The sequence below is a fragment of the Tigheibacillus halophilus genome, from assembly GCF_042683165.1.
GTDB lineage: Bacteria > Bacillota > Bacilli > Bacillales > Amphibacillaceae > Tigheibacillus > Tigheibacillus halophilus.
Map to the genome: position 1 here is coordinate 253,702 of NZ_JBHUIZ010000005.1, position 23,502 is coordinate 277,203.

20 protein-coding genes and 1 riboswitch are annotated in these 23,502 nt (G+C 41.8%); of the genes, 9 read left to right on the top strand and 11 right to left on the bottom strand.

Annotation, left to right across the window (positions count from 1 at the left end; genetic code table 11):
* Position 1: 1 nt before the first annotated feature.
* The 5 genes from ACFSMW_RS07545 to ACFSMW_RS07565 all read right to left on the bottom strand — a co-directional run bounded on the left by ACFSMW_RS07545 (position 2) and on the right by ACFSMW_RS07565 (position 4,949).
* Positions 2-1,057: a dipeptide epimerase gene (locus ACFSMW_RS07545; protein ID WP_390354440.1), complete on the bottom strand. Its 1,056-nt coding sequence runs from the start codon at positions 1,055-1,057 to the stop codon at positions 2-4.
* Between the two features lie 39 nt (positions 1,058-1,096).
* The gene (locus ACFSMW_RS07550) at positions 1,097-2,263 is read right to left on the bottom strand and encodes a DUF819 family protein (protein ID WP_390354442.1); all 1,167 of its coding nucleotides are present in this window, start codon (positions 2,261-2,263) and stop codon (positions 1,097-1,099) included.
* Between the two features lie 75 nt (positions 2,264-2,338).
* Positions 2,339-2,662, bottom strand: a complete 324-nt coding sequence (locus ACFSMW_RS07555; protein WP_390354443.1) for a DUF3870 domain-containing protein — start codon at positions 2,660-2,662, stop codon at positions 2,339-2,341.
* A gap of 237 nt (positions 2,663-2,899) precedes the next feature.
* Complete coding sequence (locus tag ACFSMW_RS07560; protein WP_390354445.1) at positions 2,900-4,150, bottom strand: MFS transporter; 1,251 nt, start codon at positions 4,148-4,150, stop codon at positions 2,900-2,902.
* Between the two features lie 58 nt (positions 4,151-4,208).
* Positions 4,209-4,949, bottom strand: a complete 741-nt coding sequence (locus ACFSMW_RS07565; RefSeq protein ID WP_390354446.1) for a nucleoside phosphorylase — start codon at positions 4,947-4,949, stop codon at positions 4,209-4,211.
* Between the two features lie 246 nt (positions 4,950-5,195).
* Between ACFSMW_RS07565 and ACFSMW_RS07570 the strand changes: the two genes are divergently transcribed.
* The gene (locus ACFSMW_RS07570) at positions 5,196-6,764 is read left to right on the top strand and encodes a PucR family transcriptional regulator (RefSeq protein WP_390354448.1); all 1,569 of its coding nucleotides are present in this window, start codon (positions 5,196-5,198) and stop codon (positions 6,762-6,764) included.
* Between the two features lie 2 nt (positions 6,765-6,766).
* Here the strand turns inward: ACFSMW_RS07570 and ACFSMW_RS07575 are convergent, their stop codons facing one another.
* Both ACFSMW_RS07575 and ACFSMW_RS07580 read right to left on the bottom strand, forming a co-directional pair.
* Entirely contained in the window at positions 6,767-7,252 is a 486-nt protein-coding gene (locus tag ACFSMW_RS07575; protein ID WP_390354450.1) for an SRPBCC family protein, read from the bottom strand.
* 109 nt (positions 7,253-7,361) lie between these two features.
* Entirely contained in the window at positions 7,362-8,135 is a 774-nt protein-coding gene (locus tag ACFSMW_RS07580) for a MurR/RpiR family transcriptional regulator (RefSeq protein WP_390354452.1), read from the bottom strand.
* A gap of 131 nt (positions 8,136-8,266) precedes the next feature.
* Between ACFSMW_RS07580 and pfkB the strand changes: the two genes are divergently transcribed.
* The 3 genes from pfkB to lacD are packed head-to-tail and all read left to right on the top strand — an operon-like array spanning position 8,267 to position 12,106.
* Complete coding sequence (pfkB, locus tag ACFSMW_RS07585; protein WP_390354767.1) at positions 8,267-9,190, top strand: 1-phosphofructokinase; 924 nt, start codon at positions 8,267-8,269, stop codon at positions 9,188-9,190.
* Entirely contained in the window at positions 9,191-11,104 is a 1,914-nt protein-coding gene (locus ACFSMW_RS07590; protein ID WP_390354454.1) for a fructose-specific PTS transporter subunit EIIC, read from the top strand.
* A gap of 15 nt (positions 11,105-11,119) precedes the next feature.
* On the top strand, positions 11,120-12,106 hold the full coding sequence (gene lacD / locus ACFSMW_RS07595; RefSeq protein WP_390354455.1) for a tagatose-bisphosphate aldolase: 987 nt from the start codon (positions 11,120-11,122) through the stop codon (positions 12,104-12,106).
* A 400-nt stretch (positions 12,107-12,506) separates the two neighbouring features.
* Here the strand turns inward: lacD and ACFSMW_RS07600 are convergent, their stop codons facing one another.
* A complete protein-coding gene (locus ACFSMW_RS07600; RefSeq protein WP_390354457.1) occupies positions 12,507-14,129 on the bottom strand; it encodes a sodium:solute symporter family protein in 1,623 nt (540 codons plus the stop codon).
* A 145-nt stretch (positions 14,130-14,274) separates the two neighbouring features.
* Positions 14,275-14,379, bottom strand: a riboswitch (SAM riboswitch).
* Between the two features lie 550 nt (positions 14,380-14,929).
* On the opposite strand from ACFSMW_RS07600, the gene ACFSMW_RS07605 reads away from it, so the two are divergent.
* The 4 genes from ACFSMW_RS07605 (at position 14,930) to ACFSMW_RS07620 (ending at position 19,946) form a co-directional block, all read left to right on the top strand.
* A complete protein-coding gene (locus tag ACFSMW_RS07605; protein ID WP_390354459.1) occupies positions 14,930-16,297 on the top strand; it encodes an MFS transporter in 1,368 nt (455 codons plus the stop codon).
* Between the two features lie 83 nt (positions 16,298-16,380).
* The gene (locus ACFSMW_RS07610; RefSeq protein WP_390354460.1) at positions 16,381-17,850 is read left to right on the top strand and encodes a M81 family metallopeptidase; all 1,470 of its coding nucleotides are present in this window, start codon (positions 16,381-16,383) and stop codon (positions 17,848-17,850) included.
* Positions 17,851-17,872: 22 nt separating this feature from the next.
* Positions 17,873-18,673, top strand: coding sequence for a carbohydrate-binding family 9-like protein (locus ACFSMW_RS07615; RefSeq protein ID WP_390354461.1), 801 nt, complete (start codon positions 17,873-17,875; stop codon positions 18,671-18,673).
* 118 nt (positions 18,674-18,791) lie between these two features.
* Positions 18,792-19,946, top strand: a complete 1,155-nt coding sequence (locus ACFSMW_RS07620; protein WP_390354463.1) for an ROK family transcriptional regulator — start codon at positions 18,792-18,794, stop codon at positions 19,944-19,946.
* Positions 19,947-20,122: 176 nt separating this feature from the next.
* On the opposite strand, the gene ACFSMW_RS07625 is transcribed toward ACFSMW_RS07620, so the two are convergent.
* A complete protein-coding gene (locus ACFSMW_RS07625; protein ID WP_390354464.1) occupies positions 20,123-20,983 on the bottom strand; it encodes a hypothetical protein in 861 nt (286 codons plus the stop codon).
* 397 nt (positions 20,984-21,380) lie between these two features.
* On the opposite strand from ACFSMW_RS07625, the gene ACFSMW_RS07630 reads away from it, so the two are divergent.
* Entirely contained in the window at positions 21,381-21,503 is a 123-nt protein-coding gene (locus tag ACFSMW_RS07630) for a YuzL family protein (protein WP_390354465.1), read from the top strand.
* 278 nt (positions 21,504-21,781) lie between these two features.
* Here the strand turns inward: ACFSMW_RS07630 and ACFSMW_RS07635 are convergent, their stop codons facing one another.
* Complete coding sequence (locus ACFSMW_RS07635) at positions 21,782-22,975, bottom strand: MFS transporter (RefSeq protein ID WP_390354467.1); 1,194 nt, start codon at positions 22,973-22,975, stop codon at positions 21,782-21,784.
* Positions 22,953-23,399, bottom strand: coding sequence for a MarR family winged helix-turn-helix transcriptional regulator (locus ACFSMW_RS07640; protein ID WP_390354468.1), 447 nt, complete (start codon positions 23,397-23,399; stop codon positions 22,953-22,955). The genes ACFSMW_RS07635 and ACFSMW_RS07640 overlap by 23 nt, the downstream gene beginning before the upstream one ends.
* Between the last annotated feature and the right edge of the window lie 103 nt (positions 23,400-23,502).

A 23,502-nucleotide genomic window follows, 5' to 3' on the forward strand; every position in this document is an offset into this window, starting at 1 on the left:
TCTATAACCTGCCAATACCTGGCTTGTCAGATAACGAGATTTCCCCTCTATTGTATTGCATCGTATCAGGTTTTTCCGTCAGCCATAATGGTGCATCCAAATCAAAATAAATTACATTTGGATGAGCGGCGGCAAAGTGTGCTGCTGCTCCTACAGAAAGCCCTGGCTCCATCATGCTGCCAATCATGCAGGAAATCCCATATGTTTCTGCAATACTGGCTATCTTCCAAGCGTTAGCTATCCCGCCGCATTTCATTAGCTTGATATTCAACAGATCAACATAATGTCCGGCCACTAATTGAAGTGCGTCGCGTGTGGAAAACAGGCTTTCATCCGCCATGATAGGGACGCCCACGTGATCGGTGACCAATTTTAGGCCCTCCCAGTCATGTGCTGCTACAGGCTGTTCGATCAATTCAATGCCGAATTCTCTCTTTTCCATTTGCGAAATAAGCTGCACAGCCTGTTTCGGTTTCCATCCCTGGTTCGCATCAAGTCGAAGCATCACATCATCCGGTACAGCTTTGCGTATCGCTTCGATCCTATCAATATCCAGGCCAGGCTGGGATCCGACTTTGATTTTCAGTCGCCGAAACCCATCTGTAACAGCTTGTTTGGCATCTGATGCCATCTTTTCCGGTGAATCTACCCCGACTGTCATGCAAGTTTCCAGCGGCTTTTTATCCCCTAAATAACGATAAAGCGGGACACCAAGCAGCTTGCAGTAGGCATCATGCATTGCCATATCGGCAGCAGCCTTCGCACTGGTGTTGCCGACACAACAAGACTCGATGGCAGCCAGCAGTGTCCGAAAACGATAGACATCCTTTCCGACCAAAACCTGCTTGATCGGGCCGAGTAAGGCAGCTTGGATACTTTCCGCGGAATCCCCGGTGATCACCCAGGTAGGAGCCGCGGCCCCTTTGCCTATAATGCCATTTTCCAAGATGAGGGCCACTTCAATGCTTTCGATTTCAGTTGCTGTCCGCAGCGCAGTCTTGAATGGTCTTTCTAACGGGATGCCCCGATGTGCAATCTGCAAATCCTTGATAATCATTTCATCACTCCTCATTGAAAGTTGCGGGTGTCAGGCTATTTAAAGGACACCCAGGATTTTGCCAACCAGCATACCGAAATAAGTTCCAAGGAATGAACCAATCAGGGCCATGATAACGCCCACCGGAATCAATGTTCTGCTATAGGCTGCAGCAAGCATCGGCGCTGAAGCCATCCCGCCGATATTGGCGAGGCTCGCAATGCCAAGCGTGAACAAATCATATTTGAAGAGCTTCGCCAGCAATAGCATGATGACTAAATGGAAAATCATGATAAGAAAACCGGAAACCAAATAAATTGGTGCCTGTGTAATCTGTGAAAAGTCTGATTGGGATGCGATGAGTGCCACAATGATGTATAACATGACATTGGATACATCCAGTGCACCCGGAATTTTGGAAACCCGAGTTTGGCCGAGAATAAGACCGACCACAGACGCGATCATGATTGTCCATGTTGTTCCATTTATAACAGCCCCGATTTCCGGCAGACGATCTCCGGCATAGGTGGATAAGGAGGACACAAGCAGTCCAATGCCGAGCAAATATAAAATGTGCTGGAATGTGATGCTGGAATCATTGTTCTGCTGGGTTGCTGCCATATCTTCAAGACCTTGCTGCATGAAACCTGTATCAGCTTTGGTCCAGCGATTGAATCGTCCGGCAAACGGAACAAGCCAGAACATGAACATGACCCATACAGCATAATTGATCGTGTCCATTATCAGTGCATAGCCAAAGATGTTTTCTGGTACTTTAAGTATGCCTTGAAGCGCAATCATATTGGCTGACCCACCTGTCCAGCTGCCAGCTAGCGCGCCGAACGCCCGCCACGTGTCGGCTGCATAGAAATGCTTGAACAGGGCATAGACAATGACAAATCCCATCAGGATGCTGACAACAGCAACCATATAACCGCCGAGCATTCGCGGTCCGAGCTTGATGATGCTCCTGATATCACATTTTAAAAGCATGATCATCAGCATCGCCGGCAACAGTGCACCTTTGACGTTGGTATAGGCGGCATCTACGGAATCATTATCAGCAAACAATCCGCATGTTTGTAGAAGTGCCGCCCCGATATAAATCAACACAATTCCAGGAATAAATTTAAAAAATCGATTCGTGTTGAACTTCTTCTCAATTGCCACCATCAGGGCGGCTAGTGCCACGAGAACACTGAGGTACATAAAACCATCTGTAATCATTCTGTTTCCCCCTCGTAAATATAGAAGCAAAAATCCAGCCTGACGGGTGAATGTCAGACTGGATTTTGCCTAGGTTTATGTAGACAAAGCAGCTTTTGCTTGTACATATTTATTTTTTGCATCATGAAATGCCACAATAAGCGCTTTTTGTGATGCACCATGATACCGTTGGCGAATATCTTGTTCAATCATGCTGTCATCCATTTTTCGCCCTGCAAACAATGAATGGACAAATCGATTGGTCAATCCGACAGTCGCCGAGCATTCACTATCAACAATTTCATCATTGTCATAGTCTATTACCAAAGCAAGGAAAAATTGGCTGAACTTCTTTGTAATCGGATTGTTTTGCGAAGCTTTCGCATCCCCGATGACGTAAATCGTATGCTGATTATACATTTTCTAATTCTCCTTCAACGTTTGACAGACGATGCGAGGGACCGATAAGGGAAGCTTATGGTTACTCGCAACATGCAACCGTTTACACAGAATCGTACTATTAATAATAACATTCTATCAATTATCAGTCAATGAAGAAATTACAGCATTCGACAAAAAAGTTGTGCGGTTCCATGTCAAGATGGTACCGCGCAACTTTTTTTCGTTTCTTGGGGTTTTGTCTCACTCTCCTTAGTTCTATTCTGTTTTTGCTAAATGTTTCGAACCCTTTAACGGGTTATCGCGCAATGTTAAGATAATGATCAATGAAATGATATAAAGCGCTGACAAGAAGGCCATTGCAGCGGTAACGCTATACTTGTCCAGTAAAAATCCGATAACAATGGGTGAAAGTCCACCAATTGCCCTACCTGTATTAAAGATAGCATTATTGGCGGTGCTTCTGGCGGCAGTAGGGTAGAAGCTGCTGATTAAGGCGCCATATCCGGCATTCATACCATTCGCGAAAAATCCGACGATGGCTCCGCCGATCAAAATAGCAGCGGCGCTGTGAGCGAAAACATAAAGGAATACGGAAGCAGCTGATGCAACAAGGAAGATTCCATAGGATACTTTTGCCCCAAGGCGATCTAATATTTGTCCAAACAGCAGCATCCCCGCACACATGCCGATAATGGTGCTAATCATCCAAAGGGAAGATCCGGAAACACTTAAACCTAGTTGCTTCTGTAAAATGGATGGCAGCCAGTTCATCAATCCAAAATATCCCGCGACTTGTACACTGGACATGATAGTCAACGCAATGGTGACATATGTCGTTTTAGGTGAATTGAATAGCAATGCCAAAGGAGCTTTTTCTTTGTTTTCTTTTTTCGCTTGGCGATGCGCTTCCTTCCAGTCGCTTGTTTCGTCCAAATTTCTTCTTACAAAGAATGCTAATGCTACAGGTAAAATACCGACTATGAATAGGGATCTCCAGCCCAATAAAGGTATGATGATCGCAGCGGCAACAGCAGCAAGAACTGCTCCTCCCTGGCCGCCAATCGTTACCCAAGAAGTCATTCTTCCGCGTTTCTCTTTTGGAAAAGCCTCTGCAACCAATGCCATCCCTATTCCGAATTCTCCGCCCCCACCAACTCCGGCAAGGAATCGAAGAATATAAATTGTATAAATATTGGTTGCGAAAGCCATTAAAGCAGTGGCAATAGCAAAAATGAAAATAGTATAGGTAAATACACGAATCCTTCCAAACTTATCTGCGAGAACCCCGAACCCCAGCCCACCAATAAGCATTCCGATATTGGTGATAGAAGAAATGGATCCCCCTGCAGCTGAAGAAATACCGAATTCAGTAATAATGCTGGTCAATACGAACGACAGGAACATGATATCCATGCCCTCTAACCCTAATCCAAACATAGAAGAAGCAAGTACTTTCTTTCTGTATCTGCTTTCTTTGTTACTGACCTTGTGCAGGTTTTCTGTCATGATTATTCCCCTCTTCAACATGAAATTTATAATGCAGGCAAAGACATCTTGACGCCTGTCATTCGAGACAGGCACCGAGAACTGCTTCAGCAGCCTTTAGATGATAACCCTTATAGACCTTATCGGGCACCCATTGATCACTTAGACGATTGACATGGACAACCAGGCAATTTGCGGCAGGAATTTGGTATAGAGAAGCCAAAAGGAATAAAACCGCAGTTTCCATTTCGCAGTTGGCAATATGTCTTTCCTGCCAATAAGACATCAATGATGTGTCAGGCTTTGGACCACTCTCAATGGCATGGCCGCGTCCTTGTCCCAGATAATAACTTTGGGTTGTCATCCCGATTCCTGTGTGTACGTTGAATCCGGCACGTGCAGTATACGATTTGATCTTTTGTAAGAGATCGAAATCGGCAACAGCCGGATATACATCGCTTACATAAGCTGCCAGCATACCTTGGTCGCGTACCATTGCATGATTGAGCATAATATCTCCTGGGGCCAAATCTTCCTTCCAGGCCCCGCAGCCCCCGAGACGGACAAGCTTTTTTGCACCGCTTTGGATGAGTTCGATAACTGCTATTTCTGTAGAGCCCACTCCAATTCCAGTAGAGCAAATAGAAACCTGTCTACCTTTCCATGTTCCGGAAACAAGAATAAATTCACGATTTTCCAATAAAAGTCTTGTGTTTTCCCAGTTTGCTGAGATGAGTTCTACACGGCCTGGATCGCCTACTAGTAATGTCACTTCTCCTAAGTCAGGTGAATTGATTGACTGCAAATGTATATTGTCCATAATAGTTGTATCCTTTCTCGTAAGCATTTTTAGACAGAATCAAATGATTTAACCAGTATATGGAAGTTATGATAAAACCTTTGCAAAAAATGATCACGGTTGCAAAATAGTATGAATCAGATTGAGGTGGCAGGCTATTTAAAAAGATAAAAATAGTATAATATGATGTCATAGATAAGACAATTGCGCTAATAGGCAAATAATATTATTGTTTTTTACCATTTGGCGCACCGGGGGGTTCAAATAATGATTCTAATAAAGGATATATTGACAATGCCGAGTATGAAGGAAAGTCATTTACTTGCCGGTTTGGAAGGGATCTACAAAGAGGCGGGCAATATTTCGGTCATGGAAACACCCGACTTCGAGAGCTGGGTTCAGCCAAAGACGATACTGCTGACCAGCTTGTATGCGACCCAGGATTTCTCATATAACGCGCAGCTTGATTTGATGAGACGTTTGGCACGTACAGATATCTCCGCTTTCATTATAAAAACGGAAGCTTATGTAAAAAAAGTCCCCCAAGGTATTATTGAGGGCGGGAAACAATGTGGGATTCCTGTAATCCAAATAAGTAAGCATACGTCATATAATGCTGTGACCTATGATGTCATGCAGGCTCTATTCAATGAGGAAAACAAAACACTGAACTACTATCGGGCAATGTACGAAAAATTCATGACGATTTCCTTGGACGGCGAGGAGTCAGAAAGCATCATCCAATCCTTGCAAGACATTATTAATCGCCCGGTTACGCTTTATGATGATAGTGAAAATGCAGTGATCCCATCACAGCATAGTGTACCTTTTCAACTGGACACTGACACTGTACGTGCAGAAAGCTTGAATGATTATTTGATGGCATATGATTCCCCCAAGGCGTATACCATGATAATCCGGCTGGACGAACTAAAGAAGATGTACCTATTTGTCTCTACACAAAAGCAAAACCTTACGAACAACGAAAAAATCGCTATCCATGTTGCAGCTTCATTTATCAAATTGAATTACGTCAAAAACCTGACTATTAAAGAAAAAAGGCAACAGAAATATTTGCAAAGTATTGAAGGCCTGCTGCACCATACAGGATTATCATTTCATGAAAGAGAGAGCAGGCTTGCATTCCTTGGAATGTCCTCGCAAAAGAAATTTCTTGTCATTATCGCTGATAATAACAGCAGTTCTGATTCGAAAGCCTTGCACCATTTTGATGACCGGTTGACATTACATTTGTATGGGAAGGTAAAATTAATCAAATTCCGGATACAAGAGAATCGAATTGCTGTCATTATTGAAGGATCAGCAAGGGATATGGAAAAGGACCTATATCACCGCCTTACGACACTTTTTACCCCTGATTTTGGAATATGTGTGGGGATCTCCGAATTAGTTGATCCCGCGTTGAATTTTCCAAAGGCCTATACCCAGGCGGATGACGCACTGGAGATGGGAAAACATCTATACACCGAGCAAGAGAAAAATATTTTTTCCCATATGGAGCTGGGAATCCATAGAACGCTGTACAATCTCCAAAAAAAGATAGCCTTGGAAAGCTATATGAATCCCAAGCTCAAAAAATGGCTAGATACTGATCATTCGAACAAAGATGAAATGCTGACCACATTAATGGTTTTCTTGGATGAAAAACAACATTATAAAAATACTGCTGACAAGCTCCATATTCACTGGAAGACAGTTAAAAACCGCATGTTGAAAATCGAGGAGCTTACCGGTATTCATTTGAATAATCCTGAAGAAGCGCTTGATATACACGTTTCCTTAAAAATACTTGGTTTTAAAAAAGCTGGCTTGTGAAATCACAAGTCAGCTACAGCCTTTTGCAATGCCTGCTGGTATTTCGGATAATATGTTTGCCAAATCGCGGTACGGTCTTCCATCGTGCGACCATCAAGCAAGGTCTCGATCACATCCAAGCAAACATGCCAGCCCGCCAAATCTTTTGGCGTATGGTCAGTAATTTCATACAAGTACGCTATGAAGACGAGCATACAGCATTTTCCATCAGCAGTTAATTCAAAGCGAACTACATTTTTATCCCATGTAAATGCCAACACCTTCTGGTGATCCACTTCTGTTATCTTCATCCGCTCATGGTTCCCGTTCCCAAGATCAAACCGTATTTCTCCGCCTCGCTTCAAATCCTGGATTTCCAGCTCCAGAAACCATCGTTTCAATTTACTGTTGTCCGTTAGATAAGCCCAAACACTCTCCGGCTCATGTTGTAATGAACGTTCATATGTTGCGGTAAGTACGCCTGTTTTTTGCGCTATGTTTGCAATCAACTTTATCTGCTCCCTTCGTAACTGTATTTGAATGTCTACATTGTATATAAGCTCTAACAGGATCAAGCAAAGACAAATTACGCCAGTATATTAAGTGACAGACTCCGTGCTACATACGGATAGCGTAAGCATCCAAAATGATACGGGCAATTACTTGTATCGGTAAACGAGAGCGTACCTCGTAATCCGGGAAATAGGATTTTTCTGATTTGAAACCTACTAGTGAAATCTCGCAAAGTTCATATAAAGGGCTGCTTTGGTTGGCTGTCAATAGAATAGTACTCACGCCATTTTCTTGGCAGTTAGCAGCTGCTTCAACAAGCTCTTCCGTTTTTCCATTCAACGAAACAAAAATAACGATCGACTTTTTATCAATCTTTGTGCTGATGGTTCGGATGATATTCGGGTCGTCGTGCAATTCGCAGCTTTTTCCCAACAGCTGAAATTTGACCATCATTTCTTTCGCTATAAGTTCTGAAAATCCTCTTGCAAAGATAGTGATTTTGCTAGAATGAATAATCTTTTGCAGTGCATCTTCGATTGTCCCGCTCTCGAGTAGTTCAATCGTTTTAACTACCTCCTGTTCATTTTTCAAAATAGCCTCTTGTATTTCTTTATCAATTTTCTCCACTATTGAAAATTCTGGGCTAGCGGCAAATTCATCCTTTAAATGAATTTTAAAAGCAGTAAAACCACTATATCCTAGTTTTTGCATTGTTCTGACGATGGTTGCTGTGGAAACATTTGCTTGCTCGCTGAGTTTAACAATAGAAATCTGAGGGATTTCATTTATATTTTGCTTTACATAATTGATTAAATAACGTTCTGTCTCTCTTAAAGAATCATGTTCATTTTTAACCCTGTTTAAAAATGTCATTGACATTTTGACCAGCTCCAATAAGTAAAGTTTTACATTGAAAACGCTTAATTGTGTAAACATTTTCATTACCTATTGTGCCATAATTACAATACAAAGTGAATTTTCAAGCAGCTAAGAGAGAAGGGAACAACACTATGATTTATACATGCACAATGAATCCAGCTATCGACCTTTTTACGGAATTTGAACAATTTGCCCCTTTTATAGTGAACCGTAGTAGACAAGAAGACTATCAGGCGAACGGGAAAGCAATTAATATATCATTTATTCTAAAAGCCATGGGTATTGAAAGCACTGCAACAGGATTTCTAGGTGGGTTTACCGGAGATTTTATTGAACAAGAGTTAGCCAAAAAATCTATTGCCGTAGATTTTATTCATGTAGAAGGCATAACGAGAATAAACACCTTTATTCGATCAGGCGAGATTGAATATAAAGCAGTAAATAAGGGGCCGGAAATTAGCGAAACTGCACAGAATAAACTTCTTGAAAAACTGCAAACTTTAACGGAGGAGGATATGCTATTTGTTTCGGGGAGCTTGCCCAAAGGCATAAAGGATGAGGTTTTTATTGATATTGCAAAATTATCCCAACAAAAGGGGTTTCAACTAATTTGGGATATCAGTTCAGAAAGCTTAATCAATTGCTTGCCTTACCATCCGTTCCTCATTAAACCAAATGATGAGGAATTGGCCCATTTGTTAGGGGTTCCAGCCTTGAAAACCGATAAAGAATTAATCGGTGGCGCGCGAGAATTGATGGATAGAGGGGCGGGGAAAGTGTTGGTATCTCTTGGAGAGAAAGGAGCACTATATGTGGATGAAAATGAATCTCTGTTCACGACCGCTCCAATTGGGAAGGTGGTAAATACAGCCTGTGCGGGTGATACCATGCTTGCTGTATTTGTTGGAAAGCTGATACAAGGGGAGAACCTGGAGGAAGCACTAATCTGTGCGACTGCTGCTGGATCATCAACAGCTTTTTCAGCAGGTCTAACGGATTTAAGTGATTTACAGAAATTGAAAGAGCAGATTAAATTAAGAAGGGTGGTAATGTAGATGAAAACATATCGGATCGTTGCGGCCACAGGATGCCCTACAGGCATTGCCCACACCTTCATGGCCCAAGAAGCTTTGGAAGAAGCTGCGAAACGAAAGGGCGTCACTATCAAGGTAGAGACACATGGTCAGCAAGGGATAAACAATTCTTTAGCCGAAGAAGAAATTGAAGCAGCTGATGGTGTGATTATTGCAGCCGACAAAGATGTGGATGCGGACCGTTTTATTGGTAAACCAGTCATTAATGTTTCTGTTAGTAAAGGAATTAAAGAACCAGACAAGCTCATAGACCAAATCTTATCTGGAAATGTTTCCAGATATAAAGAACACCAAGATAGGGAGAGAAAGCAAACAGGTCATGGTAGTAATAAAAATAGTTCTATTTGGCATAGTATCTATGTATCTCTCATGAATGGTGTATCCCATATGCTTCCATTTGTGGTTGCAGGTGGTGTGATGGTAGCAATTTCCTTCATGTTTGGTATCAATTCTGCTGATCCAAAAAGCTCAGAATATAACCAGTTTGCCTATTATTTAAATACAATCGGCGGTATTTCCATGAATTTGATGGTACCGATTTTATGTGCGTATATTGCAGAGTCTATTGCCAAAAGACCAGGGTTAATTATCGGGTTCATTGTTGGGATGATTGCCTATATGAATGGCACAGGATTCTTAGGGGGAATCGTTGGGGGATTTTTAGCCGGTTATATTATGGTTGGCTTAGCACGGCTGCTGAAAGGTTTACCAAAGCAATTGGATGGATTGAAAGCAATTTTCCTCTTTCCTGTTTTGGGAATCTTTATAGCCGGATTTGCCATGTGGTTTCTTTCCGCTCCAATGGAGTCCATTAATAAAGGTATGATGTCATTTCTGACAAGTGTACAAGATTCAAATCCTATTTTATTAGGATTGATAGTAGGTTGCATGAGCGCATTCGATATGGGAGGTCCAGTCAATAAAGCTGCTTATGTCACTGGTACAGCATTGTTGGCGCAAGGAGATTATTTCTTTATGGCAGGTGTATCTGCCGCGTGTATTGCTCCACCGCTTGCAACTGGATTTGCTGTAATGTTCGGGGGTAAAGCGTATTCCAATAGTGAGCGCAGTGCGGGATATGTAAACTTCCTGCTAGGTTCCACCCATATTACAGAGGGGGCAATTCCGTTTGCTGCTAAGAAACCTCTGAAAGTCATTCCGATACTGATGCTGGGGTCTTCTATTGCAGCCATTTTAACTTATGTCTTCAAAGTGCAGGTCCCTGCTCCGCATGGCGGGTTCATAGTGTTGCCGATTGTCACACATGCTTTCCTCTGGGTTTTAGCGATCGTTATTGGTTCTCTAGTCAGTGGACTTTTGATGGCCGCGGACCAAAAAAGGATAGCTGCAAAAGATAAAGTGACAGACGAGTCTTCAAATGAGATGAATGGAGTAGATTCGACCACTGTGGAGGAATCCGAAAGTCTTGTTTCCGTACTCGATGTAAAAACCATTTTCTGTAACGTGCAAGCAAATAGCCAAAGGGATGTTTTTGAAAGATTGGCAGAGATCGCCAAGAAAAATTATATTAGTGATGATAAAAAGGCTGTTATCAAAGGATTTATAGAGAGAGAAGCATTAAGTTCAACAGGGATGGAGCAAGGCATAGCTATTCCCCATACAGAGCTGGATAGCATTCGTAAAGCCAGTATCGTCATATTGAAGCTGGATCAAAGTGTTGAGTGGCACGCCCTCGATGGGAAACTGACCAATATCGTTATTGCTATGTTCATCCCAAAAGGACAAAGTAATGGTCATCTAAAATATTTGTCAGAGGTATCCAAGCTTTTAATTCATCAAGAATTTATTGATCAATTGCATCGAGCACAGGCTCCAGACGAAATATATCAAATGTTTAAGGAACGCGTATCTTAAAAGGGGGAGTATAAAATGAGAACAGTAAGCGAAAAAAAGAGATTGGCATTGAAAAACATAATGAATGAAAACGGGATTATCAGTGCACTAGCGATAGACCAGCGTGGTGCATTAAAAAGAATGATGAGCGAGGAAGCTACTACAGAGGATATAGAAGCATTTAAAAGTATTGTTTCCGAAGAACTTACACCTTATGCATCTTCTATTCTGTTAGATCCCGAATATGGACTGCCTGCAGCGGAAAAGCGGTCTTCCAGTGCCGGTTTACTCCTCGCATATGAAAAGACGGGCTATGATACGACCAAGCCTGGCAGACTACCAGATCTTTTATCAATATGGTCAGCTCGCCGGTTAAAAGAACAAGGGGCGGATGCTATCAAATTCCTTCTTTATTATGATATCGATGAGCCTGCAGCTATCAATGATCAAAAACACGCCTTTGTCGAGCGCGTCGGCGCGGAATGTAGGGCGGAAGATATTCCGTTTTTTCTGGAGATTGTAACGTATGATGCACACATTGCAGATTCGAAGAGTAAGGCTTATGCAAGGGTGAAGCCGCATAAAGTAAACGGGTCCATGAAGGAATTTTCTAAATCGCGATATGAAGTGGATGTATTGAAAGTGGAAGTCCCTGTCAACATGGATTACGTGGAGGGACACGGAGCGGAGGCAGTGTATTCCGAACAAGAAGCGCAAGCATATTTTAAGGAACAGAGCTACACAACAGGTTTACCATTCATTTTCCTGAGCGCCGGAGTGAGCGCAGAGATGTTTCAAGAAACGTTACGGTTTGCACATGCTGCGGGATCAAATTTTAACGGTGTTTTATGCGGTCGAGCCACTTGGAAGGATGGCGTAAAGATCTATTCTGAATTGGGCGAGGGTGATGCAAGAGAATGGCTGCAAACACAAGGAAAGCAAAATATTGAAGCTTTGGACGCAGTGGTTCAAGAGACAGCCTCTTCAGTGATGGAAAAGATTGAATCAAACGGTTATAACTAAAGTGCCGTGCTACTGAAAATATATATCTATCAAAGCTATTAATCTTATTGCTTTGTTTGGAAATAAAAAAGCCTGTAAAAATATTATATTGTGCTACCCAAACGAAAGGGGAAGGCGCAGCCTTAGAAAGAGAAATAATTCCTCGCGAGCTGGCTAGCGCACAGGAGGGATTATTTTTTATTTTGGGACACGATAAACACGATTAACATGCCGAAAAAAATCATCAGTCTTAATACGTTATACGTATCCATGGCACCACCTTCCTTCATGGGAAAATCCCAGAAGGAGTGCGCGCCTAATCCCTCATGTCAAGCCAGTCTATTGTTAGAATCTCCTGCTCCACTTTCGAACTGAAGCAGGAGAAAACTTACTTATTAATAGCCCTCTTCTTCCATTCACTTCACATCGACATCTGCCGACTCACGGGCTGCTCCTCTGCTTTTGATTCCGGTATCAAGATAATAATGGCTATGAACAGGCTGATAATGATAGTGAACAGCGTTATACCAAGTAATCCCAAATCATAAATCGTGTGAAATCCTGCGATAAGTGTAAGAACCAACAGTACACTAAATGCGAATGCATAATACCCCTTTTTTGCCCCTGTTGAGAACAAATTGACTTTTATATTACCTTTTTCTTGTATGAACGTTACGATGACAAGGATGATGATATTGGCTGACATCCCGATCCAGACCGGGTGGATATTTAAATAGAATTCATTCGGCAGCCATCCGCCAAGGTGATACCACACAATGCCAGATAAAAACCCGGTAACCATAGAGCTGACTACGGCCCCTTTTGTAGCAAGCTTCCAGAACAATACAGCAACCACTGGAGCGAATGTCGCGGAATTCCTCATGGTCCAGGCCAATACATTCCACCATGCAGATTGCTCTGTCCTGAGCATGCCAAAGACGATCATCAGTACGGTGAGTATCAGTAAGGATCTTTTCGTATATGTGATGAGTTGGTCAGAGGTGGCTGTGGGATGAAGGGCGCTTCCTACATCTTTGCCTAAACTTGTTGCACCGGAAAATTGGCACGGTGCTCCCCATCCAAGGGCGCAAGCCCAAACGCCGAGGAAAAATAAACCGACAAGGGGTGCAGGCAACACCTCCATCAAGTATTGCGGGAGCGCTACCAAACCAAGTGTGGACCCTGGAACAACAATTGCAGCCGAGATTCCAAACAATGTACCTAATACAATGAAAGGGATGCCGAAAATGGATGCTATTTTCAATCCCTTTTGCCCCTCTTCTGGTGTCTTACAGGAAAGAGCCATTTGAAATGCTGCCTGAGCCAGTATCACATTGACCAAAAATGTACCAAACCATGCGACGATTATTTGAATTCCGACGCTGCCAAATTGAAACATTTCCGGATTGGAAGTGGCATATGCAAGCAAGCCGTCTATGCCAGGATTAAGCAGAAATGCAACAATTCCTATCACAAACATAGCTGCGAACAAGAAGATGTTGATCGTTTGTGTAAACGCAATGGACCACATGCCGCCAGCTTGCAAATAAATATATAAAAGCAGCGCCGTAAATGCGATGGATATTGTCAGGGAAACCCCAGTGAATACGTGGACGGCTGATGCAAATGCAATAGCAGTAGCTACAGACCACATCGGAAAAGCAAAGGCAGTGATTGCACCGCCAATACCAAGCGCTGATCTGCCATAACGGTTTCCGATCATTCCGGAAACGGTGACTACCAACTTTTCCCTGAATGGCCCAATGATCAAGAAAGCTATAATCAATATTTGTGTCGTTTCCGCGACTCCATACCAAATTGCTGATACGCCAGATAGATAGGACAATTCGACTATTGATATAAATGTAGATCCTGAAAATAAACCGGTTATGCAAAAGGCGACGATCCATTTATTGAAAGCTCGGCCGCCAACGAAAAACCCTGTATGCCGATTGGCTTTTTTTCGTGAAACATGTCCCGCTGCTATTAATCCAAATGTATAGAGACATGCGAATAAAATTAACCACAAACCATAAGTTGTCATGATTTATTCCTCCGTTTTAAAATATATTATTCCTATAAAAATACTTTATTTATGTAAAAATCCCTGCTTATTGTTCTTTTTACAATAAAAAACCTCCTCCCATAAGATGAGAGAAGGATGATGTGTTTCAATCATGCTTCGATTTTTCTCATCTTCGGAATACAGTGTATCCCCTGAAATTAGCACCATGCAGTGTCTGCTGGTTGCTGAGGCTTCACAGGGTCAGTCCCTCCACCTCTCTTGATAAGAATGAAACGTAATATATTAAATTATAGTGAATTATAAACTTTCAAATAAACGTTGTCAAACGCTTTTTGGAAATCTCTGTAAATTGGTTTTAAACTTGAAAGCTGGAATGTAGATTTGTTAAAAAGATGACGCAACATATCGCTTTAAATGCATCAACGTAACAAACGACGCCGTTTCCAAGAACGCTGGTGGACAACCTTACCAAGATAGATAAAAATAAATTCCAGCGAAAATTTAACATAACAGGACTGTTGACAATCTTTGGATTAACTATTATATTTAGTTTGTTAATTAATTTAATTTAGTTGTGCATTTACTTGCATGAACAAATGAATTCGTTTCCAAGTAACCGGTTCGGCACACAGCGGAAAATGGACAATTCGGTACCGAGTATATTAATAGTTTTGGCAGCGGTTTACTGATTTAATTTTTTGATTAGTTGAGTTAGTGGAAACGGGTTAACGATGAATCAAATCAAACTGAAGTAATGAAAGCGGTGATCAAAGAGACGAAGAGCGGGTTCGATAACATTTCAGGGGGAGGCGTTGGTATTGGCCGATGCATTAAAGGAAACAGAAGTACAGGGTGCGAATGTGACAGGTAAGATAAGCACGAAGGAAAAAATAGGCTATGGCATTGGTGATATTGCTTCGAATTTTGTGTGGGGCATGGTTTCAAGTTACTTGCTTTTCTTTTACACGGATATTTTTGGGATAACGGCTGCTGCTGCAGGTACATTGTTTATTGTTACCCGGTTATGGGATGCCATCAATGATCCCTTGATGGGAATTGTTATTGATAAAACAAAAAGTAAGCATGGAAAAACGAGACCATATTTACTTTATTTGCCTATTCCATTAGCTGTTATCAGCGTGCTGACTTTTATTACGCCAAGCTTTTCAGAAGGAGGGAAATTGGTTTACGCGTATATAACCTACACCCTGCTTGGAATGGCATTTACTGCCATTAATTTGCCTTATGCATCGCTGATGCCGAGGATGACCAGGGATTCAGGGGAGAAAGCGGAGCTCAATAGTTACAGGGGAATGGGCAGGACGATTGCAACGATCATTGTTGCTGCGGCTACATTACCTCTGGCAAGTTTACTTGGCAATGGCGATGAGAAAATAGGGTTTCCTATTACGATGGGTATTTATTCAGTGGTTGCTACAGTTTTGTACTTCGTTACCTTTAAGAGCTGTCATGAGCGAGTTGTTCCCAAAAACACGGATAAGCTGGTTAGTTTAGGTCAATCCGTAAAAGATATGATGAAAAATAGAAGCTGGAGTCTTGTTTCGATTAGTGCCACATTGTGGTTTCTTCGATCAGGGACGATGAATGCAGCTTTAATATACTATATTAAGTATTACCTTGGACAACCCGGAATGATACCGTTTTATTTGACCTTGCTCAATGTTGCGAATCTGCTTGGGACAGTTTTAGCTTTCTTTGTTCTAAAAAGATGGGGAAGCAGAAATTCCAGTGTGATCATGTATGCCATAGCAACCGTACTGTTTATTGTTCTATACCTGCTTGGAAGCGATTCAACAATTCTATTCTCCACTTTATTTTTCCTGGCAAATATATTAGTTGGGTTCGGTGATCCTGCTAATCTGACAATGCTGGGAGATTCGATAGATTACCATGAGTGGAAGTTCGGCAATCGGCTGGAAGGATTATTAACATCCAGTTATAGCTTTTCACTAAAGGTAGGTGTTGCTATAGGATCTTCTTTGGTAGGGTTTGCTTTAGGGTTTGCCGGCTATGACCCCGCTGCAGTGACAGACAATGCAAAAGACATGATGAAAATGCTAACGTTTGGTTTTCCAATTATTATAACAGCGTTGCAAGTGATATTGCTGTTGTTTTATAAGCTGGATAAATTCCACCACAAGATTATTGAGGATCTTGAAAGCTAAATTTTTGGATAAGTGATAAAGTTTGGTAATAGATTTTTTGTCACATATGTCAAACATATAATTTTTTCTTCTGAGGTGATGACATGAAAGTAGTAGTAGGCGGTTTATATCATGAATCAAACACATTTAATCCTTTTTCAACAAGCGAAAAAGATTTTGTTCTTGTTGAAGGAGAAGAGATGTTGAACAGAGTAGAAAGCACCAGCGTTTTTAAAAAAGCTGGATTTGAAATAGTACCAAGCATCCATGCCTTTGGCTTATCCTCTGGTATGGTTACAGAAAGCGCATATAGATACTTTGCTGATAAATTGCTGGCGGTATTGAAAAACGAAAAAGACATTGATGGTATTTGGCTGCATCTTCACGGTGCTATGACGGTTGAACGAATTGGTTCGGGGGAATTGCAGCTGTTGAAAGAAATGAGAGAGATTGTCGGCTATGACATTCCGATTTCACTTGCACTGGATATACATGGCAACAACGCAGTGGAGTTGGAGAAATATGTAAACATTGTGAGGGCTTATCGAACAGTGCCGCATACGGATCAGGGTGAAACAGAAGCAATTACAGCGCGTTTATTAGTAGATGCACTAAATAACGGTACGCACATTATTCCGGCTTATCAAAGGGTTCCGATGATCATAGGCGGAGAAACAGCACTTGGCAACGCGGAGCCTATGAAATCCATTTTTGCCAAATTAGAGGAATTGGAAACAATAGGTGGTATTTCGACAGCATCATTTTTCATCGGTTTTTCATGGGCCGATACAGTAGATTCATCGGCTTCCGTTTTTGTCATACCTGAATCGGAGCAGTATGCAGATTTAGCGAAGACAAAGGCTGAAGAACTTGCAGAATATGTTTTCTCTAAAAGATATGCATTTACGTTTGACGCCATTACCCTGAAGCCGGAAGAGGCCATTGATAAGGCTTTGGCATTTGATAAAAAGCCGGTGTTCATTTCAGATTCAGGCGATAACACGACAGGAGGCGCAGTCGGTATCAACACCATCCTGCTGGAATTATTGCTGAAAAAGAATTTAAAAGGCAAAAAGGTATGTCTGACTGCTATTTTTGATGAAAAAGCGTTTGAACAATGCAATCAGTCTGATATTGGAGATGAGGTTAGCATCAACTTAGGTGTCGATTACGATGAATCCAGTAAGAGCCATCTTGTAAAAGGCGTGTTAAAGGCCAAAGGCGATTTATTGGGATACTTGGGCGCGACTACGGATAAGGTAGGCGAGGTATGTACGATCTCAGTCGGCGATCTTGATATCGTGGTGGCAAATAGCGGCGAATCCTTTATTACTGTTGGCCACTTTAGCGCCGCAGGACTGAACCTTGAAGAGTACGATGTTATTTTTGTCAAACAAGGGTATCTGTTCCCAGAGTTAAGCAAGCTTGCAGCACTTGAGATTTTAGCATTGACGCCAGGTGCTACGTATCAATTAATTGAAGAGCTTGATTTCAAACATATCCCAAGGCCTTGTTTTCCATTGGAAAAAGACTTTCAGCTTCATGAAGCTGTTCAGAAAGCAACGAGCAAATAAAGAAATGAGAAGGGGAATTTGAATGACATATATTGCCTATCGCACGGATGAAAAATTGAAAATTGATGGCCGCTTAGACAAAAAGATTTGGGAATTAGCTCCCAAATCACCGCGTTTTGTCGATATTGTAAATGGTGAACCTGCCCTTTATGATACTCGTTCGGCTGTACTTTGGGATGATGAATACCTTTATATTGGCTTTTGGGTGGAAGAACCTTATGTCGATGCAAAAATCTCTGAGCGGGATGGGATCATTTTTCAGGAGAATGATGTTGAAATTTTCATCGATGGCGGTGACACGTATTATGAATTTGAATTAAATGCATTAAATACCATTTATGAAGTATTCTTTATTTGGAGAGATGCATATAAACCTGGTGGTAAATACGACGTCCCGGAGTTTAATGTACATGAACGACAAGCGTATTCTTTTGGCGGAAACCATGATAGGGTGCCACAGCATTTTTGGAATGGGACACATCCCAGAGGGACAAGATGGGCGTTTACAGATTGGGATTTCCCAGGTTTGAAAACAGCAGTTCACATCAATGGAACTATAAATGATGATACGAAAGTTGACAAGGGCTGGACGGCTGAGCTCGCCTTTCCGTGGTCAGGGATGAAATGGCTGGCCAACGGGCGTTCCCTGCCTCCGCAAAATGGAGATGAATGGAATCTGCAATTTGCAAGGTATGAAAAACTAAAATCCTTAAATAAAAATGTAGGATGGGCTTGGGACCCTGTTGGATCGGATGATAATCATAAACCGGATAAATTTACACCAATACAGTTTTCGGAGAAAAGCATCCAAACGCTCAAATAATAGTTCGATGACTATTATTCATGCTAAGAGAAACGCTTGACTGGCACTTCACTAGTCAAGCGTTTTTTATGGACAATTAAAATATATATTGATTATAGTATGGATAAGGTGATGAAGTATGGAACGTGGAACTTTTCAAATGATGAAAACAGTAAACAGAACGATAATACTAAATAAAATACGCACCTCCAAGACAATTTCCCGTGCTGCGATTGCAAAATTGACTAAGCTTACGCCCCCAACGGTAAGCAGTATTGTAAAAGAGCTAATAGAGGAAGGGATTGTCCAGGAGAGTTCTTTGGGAGCATCCAGCGGTGGAAGAAAACCTATGACACTGCTAATCAATCATGATCGATTTTATATCATTGGTATTGATGCTGGTCCTATAACAATCGATGGCATCGTTACAAATTTATCGGGGAAAATCATAGCACGCGAATCACAGTCATTATCCAATGTTAAAAATAATGATCAATTTTTACATACGTTAAAAAGCGTCATCGTTTCCCTCTTGGAAGCTGTAGACAACACTGAAAAAGTCTTTGGAATAGGAATTGCCATGCAAGGCGCTGTGGATCTGAAAACAGGAACTGCACTGGTCGCTCCAAATCTTGGACTTCGGGATATCCCGATTAAAGAAGAATTGGAAAAAAACTTTGATATCCCTGTAAAAGTTGAAAATGACGCCAGGGCGATGGCTATCGGAGAATCGTGGTTTGGTAATGACGATTCATATAAAAATATCATGGCTATTAATATTGGACGCGGGGTTGGAGCCGGCATTGTCATTGATGGAAAACTCTACCATGGCACAAGGGATTTAGCTGGTGAAGTTGGCCATATGACCATAGATATAAATGGAGAGGTCTGTGACTGTGGTAATAAAGGGTGTTTGCAAGCATATATCACCGGACCGGCTATAGTAAAGCGTATCCTAAAGCTGGAACATAATGAATCAATAGAAACCGGTGAAGATGTATTTCGTCTGGCAGAGGCGGGGGATACAACTGCGCTGCGTGTTTTTCAGGAAACCGGAAGGATTATCGGGGTGGGCCTTACTAATTTGATCCATGTCGTTAACCCGGAAATGATTATTCTCGGTGGAGGCGTAATGAAAGCAGAGAAATTCATTTTACCTTCTGTGCAGGAGACGATCATCGCGCATGCTTTAACGGAGAATGCAAAAAGTACGAAAGTGGCCGTGACCCACCTTGGAGATGATGCCACTTTGTTAGGGGCCGTGGCCCTGCTGCTAGTGGAGGTGTTTTACTAACCCGGTATAACAGGAGTACGGTTCGTGTTCAGATGCTGGTCTTGTCTTAGCCCATTAAGCTGTTATACCTTAAATTTTTTAGCAGATATCGTCATTGCCTTAAGATCTTTGACGCTGTTAGAGTGCTTACTTATTCATATTTTAATGGGAGGGTGACTGAACAAGCTACCCCATGGTCAGTCAACAAATACAATGTAGTTTTTTGCTTTAGCAGGGTAGACGCCTTTAGTTACAAACCATGTCCAACAAATGTCACTGCTTTTTTTGCCAATATTGCCATGCAGCAGCATGCCCGGTTTTATCATCCTGATTGGCATTTCGGTCAGCTGATAGGTCCAGGAAGTATCCAGATTAGTGACAGTAACGACGTTGTTGGATACTTTATCTACTTGAAAAATACTGTCAATGGTTATTGTGCATTGGTTGTATCCTGTCTCGATTGCAACCAATTCCTCTCTTAAATCCCAATTCTTTTGATGGATGGTCGGGAAGTCACATGAAATGAGGCGGTTCAGCAGGCGTTCACATGTTATCAGTTCTGGTTTGGCAGTATCTGCATATTTTTGAACCAACTTACCCCAATTAGTGCCCGTGCTCTGGTCGAGCCATTGAACGAACCGGTTGAGCTGCCGTAAAAAATTCTCTGTTTCTTTTTGTTTGGTTGAAATAATCATTCGTTGAGGGAATGTGCAGTGGATTAGTTCTTCCCAGAATTGCGGTTGACATGCTTTCCATGAAGATGGACAATTGTCTTCCAGATTGTCAGTGAAGTGTTTAGCAAGGATGCGGAGGAATTCGGTAGCATATTTTCCCGAAGCTTTTTTGCGCTTGTAGGCTGCCAAATCATCGCTGTAGAATTCAAACAAACCTCGGTAGCGCATATCAAATTGGGAACATACCTGTAATTTTTCCAGCATAGCCTGTCGTTCGACTGCTTTAGTGAATGGGTGCGACCATATTCTAATTTCAGGCGGTCGTTCCTTTTTATACGCATGAAGTTTGTTTTTTTCATGCGTATAAAAGTATTTACTTTTCAATCCTATCATCTTCTTTCTATTTATTTTTTGTATTGAAAAAGGTTGGAGTTGTTGCGGGCAATGTGGGGGACTGGCAGGGAAGGTTGTTATCATTATAGCACAATGTAAGTGAAATGGAAGCGCCAACAAAGTGGCGCTTCCGAATTTTTTGCGCTTCTTTATGAAATTTGCAATTAATGCTGCTATTTTTAGAAGAATGTATCACATAGCTCTTAAATGAACTTGTACATGATGCTTACAGTCCGTTTTGCTTCCACTAGCTTTTCTTAAACGGATGAACTACTTGAAGGCTAGTCCTATTCAATTCAAATAAAGCGCCCTTCGGTAATGCTGACCGGATCTAGACAACGTAAATACCTTCACTGTTTCTAGGAATACTATAGTTGGAGGTGATATCATGGCCAAAAGAAAAGCCGGTGTTGGAATGGGTTCTTCAGATGTTGAAGGGCAAGGAACAACCAATAGGGAAACTGGAAGACAGAAGAAAGATTCTTCAAGAAAGAAACAAAAGCGTAACTAGGACGTGCATGGGGTAAGGGATGCTGATCCGCATACAATTCTTTATAATCTACAATCCTTCACGGCATCTTGGAGTAGAATGCAGAAAGTTTGGTGGTTTTACATCGCGCCGCAGAAACCAGCTCACTTAGAAAATGGCACATCACAATGGGTTAACGAATGCCTTGGCCGCACTGATGCTGAAGGGATTATGCTTTCCGGATTGCCAAAAAAGAGTTCCAATCACCATTTGATTGGAACTCTTTTAAACATGTTTTTTGCCTCTTTACTCCTATTACCTTAAGCGGCACTCCCATGCGCCATATGATGCTTTTTCCGCCCATGCAGAAAATAGTAAAGAACACCGCTGACTGCAACGAGGACTGCCATGGCAAGATACAGTCCGTTAAAGCCAAGAACAGGGATGAATATCCCGAGCACTGTAGGACCGATACCGGCTCCACCGTCTAAGAATATATAGAATGTGGAAGTAGCCAATCCTGTACGGTGGGCTGGCGATTCTTTGACGGCGATGGCTTGCCCGCTTGATGTAAACGAACCGTAACCAAGACCGACAAAAATACCTGCCAATAAAATGAACCAGCCGACAATATGTGCCTGGCTCAATATGACTAAGCCAATCGCAAACGATATGAATGCCGGGTACATGACGAAATTTTCTCCTTTTTGGTCAAACCAGCGGCCGACAAATGGCCGGGAAACAACCGTTGCCGCAGCATAAAAAATAAAGAAGAAGCTGGCAATATCAACTAGGTTGATATCGATGGCATAGGAATTCAAAAATGAAATGATGCTTGCATAACCGGTACCGATCAGTAAAGCAATAATAGCAACCGGAAATGCTTTTGGTTCCAGGAAGTTACGCATTTTAAATCCTTTCATTTCGCTTAATTGCTCATCCGTCACGTCTACTTCCGGCACTTTAAGAAAGATGGCAAACAGCAAACCGACGACGACTAAAAGCGCACACAATATAATATTTACTTGAAAGGATGCGTGCTGTGTGATCGACATGCCTAAAAGCGGTCCAATCGCCGCACCCAGGGGAACACTTAATGCATAATAACCAATGCCTTCTCCGTGTTTTTCAGGGGGTACGATCCTTGCAACAACTGCTCCGGTTGCAGTAATTGCAATCCCTAACGAAGCACCGTGCAGCAGCCGGATGATATAAAGTATCGTTAAATTTGCAGATGCAAAATAAAAAAACGTTGTAATTCCTGTCAGGACTAATCCAAGGATCAACATTTTTTTTGGACCGAAACTATCCACATATTTTCCCGCAAAGATACGTGCGATAAGCATTCCAATGACAAAGACACCTGCTGCAAATCCAGCTTCACTCGTACTGGCATGGAATGTATCGATGGCAAATACAGTGATGGTTGAAATCAATAAATAGAATATAAAGTACAAAAATAAGTTAGATAACGAAACGATAATGAAGTCTTTATTCCATAACCTTTGGTTCACGTTTATCCTCCTCGCTAGTGATCAGTTTTTCGCGGATTTGAGGAAACAAATCAAAAGCGTTCTGTTTCATTTCCTCAGGTACATCGCTTAGCATGCTGTGTTCCAGCTCTGTAATCTTTTTCCGGCAGATACGGTATGTCTCTAACCCAAATTTGGTAAGCCGGATGCTTTTTCCTCGTTTGTCTTTTCCTGGTATTTGTTCGACGATCTGTTTTTCTTCCAATCGTTGTACCACCCTTGTAATCGATGGTCTTTCAATATGGTAGTAAGCGGAGATGGATGCAAGCTGTGATGATCCATTCTGTTCAATATAAAAAATGACCTGCCATAAAGAATAAGATAATCCAAACGCAGCCAGCAATTCATTTAGTTTTTTCGTAAGTGGTCGATAGAGATGTAAATATTGGTGGATAAAGCCTTGCATAACATCACCCTTTTGTTTAGTTACCTTAGTTAACTGTTAACAAGGGTAACTATACTCTTTTTTCTATTTGATGTCAAGTGGCGGGGGCTTTACATGGAAGCTC